Source organism: Nocardioides sp. (assembly GCF_031422975.1).
Classification (GTDB): Bacteria; Actinomycetota; Actinomycetes; order Propionibacteriales; family Nocardioidaceae; genus Nocardioides.
Window position 1 is genome coordinate 1 of record NZ_JANPEO010000205.1, and the last position, 2,286, is coordinate 2,286.

A 2,286-nucleotide genomic window follows, 5' to 3' on the forward strand; every position below is an offset into this window, starting at 1 on the left:
GATCTTCGAGCCCAGCCAGACCAACGGGTCGAACTTGCGGTCCGCCACTCGTTCCTTCATCGGGATGATGGCGTTGTCGGTGATCTTGATGCCCTCGGGGCAGACCTCGGTGCAGCACTTGGTGATGTTGCACATCCCCAGCCCCGCGGCCCCCTGGGCCAGCTCACGACGGTCGTGGGTGTCCAGCGGGTGCATGTCGAGCTCGGCATAGCGCAGGAAGAAGCGCGGCCCGGCGAACGACTCCTTGTTGTCCTCGTGGTCGCGCACGACGTGGCAGGTGTTCTGGCACAGGAAGCACTCGATGCACTTGCGGAACTCCTGCCCGCGCTCGACATCGATCTGCTGCATGCGGCGCTTGCCGTCGGCGTCGCGCTCGGGCGGAGCGAAGGCCGGCAGCTCCTTGGCCTTCTCGTAGTTGAAGGAGACGTCGGTGACCAGGTCGCGGATCACCGGGAAGCTGCGCATCGGGGTGACGGTGATGACCTCGTCCTCCTCGAAGTCCGAGAGCCGGCACATGCACATGAGTCGCGGCTTGCCGTTGACCTCGGCGCTGCACGACCCGCACTTGCCGGCCTTGCAGTTCCAGCGCACGGCGAGGTCGCCCGCCTGGGTGGCCTGCACGCGGTGGATCGCGTCCAGCACGACCTCACCCTCGGAGACCTCGACCGGGAAGTCCTTGATCTCTCCGCCGTCCTTGTCGCCGCGCCAGATCCGCAGCTTCAGCCTGTAGCTCATGCGAAGTACCTCTTCAGCTCATCGGGCATCACCGGCAACGACTTCTCGTGCAGGTCGACCCCGGTGCCCTCTGCGTTCAGGTTGACCACGAGGTTCTTGGTGCCCCACTCGGGGTTCGGTCCCGGGAAGTCGTCGCGAGTGTGACCGCCGCGCGACTCCTCTCGCGCCAGCGCCGCCTTGGCGATGCACTCGCTGACGATCAGCATGTTGCGCAGGTCGAGCGCGAGGTGCCAGCCCGGGTTGTACTGGCGGTGGCCCTCGACCACCATCGTCATCGCGCGGACCTTGAACGCCTCGATCTCGCTCAGCGACTCCTCGAGCTCGGACCCGGTGCGGATGATCCCGACGAGGTCGTTCATCGCCTGCTGCAGGTCCGACTGGATCGTGTACGGGTTCTCCCCGCCCTCGACCTCGAACGGCGCCAGCGCACTCGTCTGCGCCGCCTTCACGTCGGCCTCGTCCACCTGCGGCCTCGTCTCGCCGAGCGAGTCGGCATACGCCGACGCGGCCTCCCCCGCCCGCTTGCCGAAGACCAGCAGGTCACCGAGCGAGTTGCCGCCCAGCCGGTTGGAGCCGTGCATTCCTCCCGAGCACTCGCCGACGGCGTACAGGCCCGGGACCGCGCTCTCCTGGGTGTCGGCGTCGACCTCGACACCCCCCATGACGTAGTGGCACGTCGGGCCGATCTCCATCGGCTCGGCGGTGATGTCGACGTCGGCGAGCTCCTTGAACTGGTGGTACATCGACGGCAGCCGCTTGCGGATGAACTCGGGCGTACGCCGCGAGGCGATGTCGAGGTAGATGCCGCCGTGGGGCGTGCCGCGACCGGCCTTGATCTCGGAGTTGATGGCGCGTGCGACCTCGTCGCGGGGCAGCAGCTCGGGTGGTCGCCGGTTGTTCAGCTTGTCGTCGTACCACCGATCGGCTTCCTCGATCGTGTCCGCGGTCTCCGCCTTGAAGAACTCCGGGATGTAGTCGAACATGAAGCGCTCCCCGTGCGAGTTCTTCAAGATCCCCCCGTCTCCACGGACCGACTCGGTGACCAGCAGGCCCTTCACCGAGGGCGGCCAGACCATGCCCGTCGGGTGGAACTGCACGAACTCCATGTTGATCAGGCTCGCGCCGGCTCGCATGGCCAGGGCATGTCCGTCGCCGGTGTACTCCCAGGAGTTCGAGGTGACCTTGAAGGACTTGCCGATGCCGCCGGTGGCGAGGATGACGCTGGGGGCGTCGAAGACGATGAAGCGGCCGGACTCGCGCCAGTAGGCGAAGGCGCCCGCGATCGTGCCGTCCTGCTTGAACAGGTCGGTGATCGTGCACTCCATGAACACGTCGATGCCGAGTGCGACCGCGCGCTGCTGGAGCGTGCGGATCATCTCGAGGCCGGTGCGGTCGCCGACGTGGGCGAGGCGGGCGTACTTGTGGCCGCCGAAGTCGCGCTGGCTGATCAGCCCGTCCTCGGTCCGGTCGAACAGCGCGCCCCAGTCCTCGAGCTCCTGCACCCGCTCGGGCGCCTCCTGGGCGTGCAGCTGGGCCATCCGCCAGTTGTTG

Annotated in this window: 2 protein-coding genes; both read right to left on the bottom strand. The window is 67.3% G+C overall.

From position 1 onward, the window contains the following. Window positions 1–735 (bottom strand): succinate dehydrogenase/fumarate reductase iron-sulfur subunit (locus RMO85_RS06235; protein WP_310527562.1); only part of this gene is annotated, 735 nt, incomplete at its 3' end. Beyond that, window positions 732–2,286, bottom strand: a 1,555-nt coding sequence (locus tag RMO85_RS06240) for a fumarate reductase/succinate dehydrogenase flavoprotein subunit (protein ID WP_310527563.1), incomplete at its 5' end; no start/stop codon positions are given. The genes RMO85_RS06240 and RMO85_RS06235, both read right to left, overlap by 4 nt.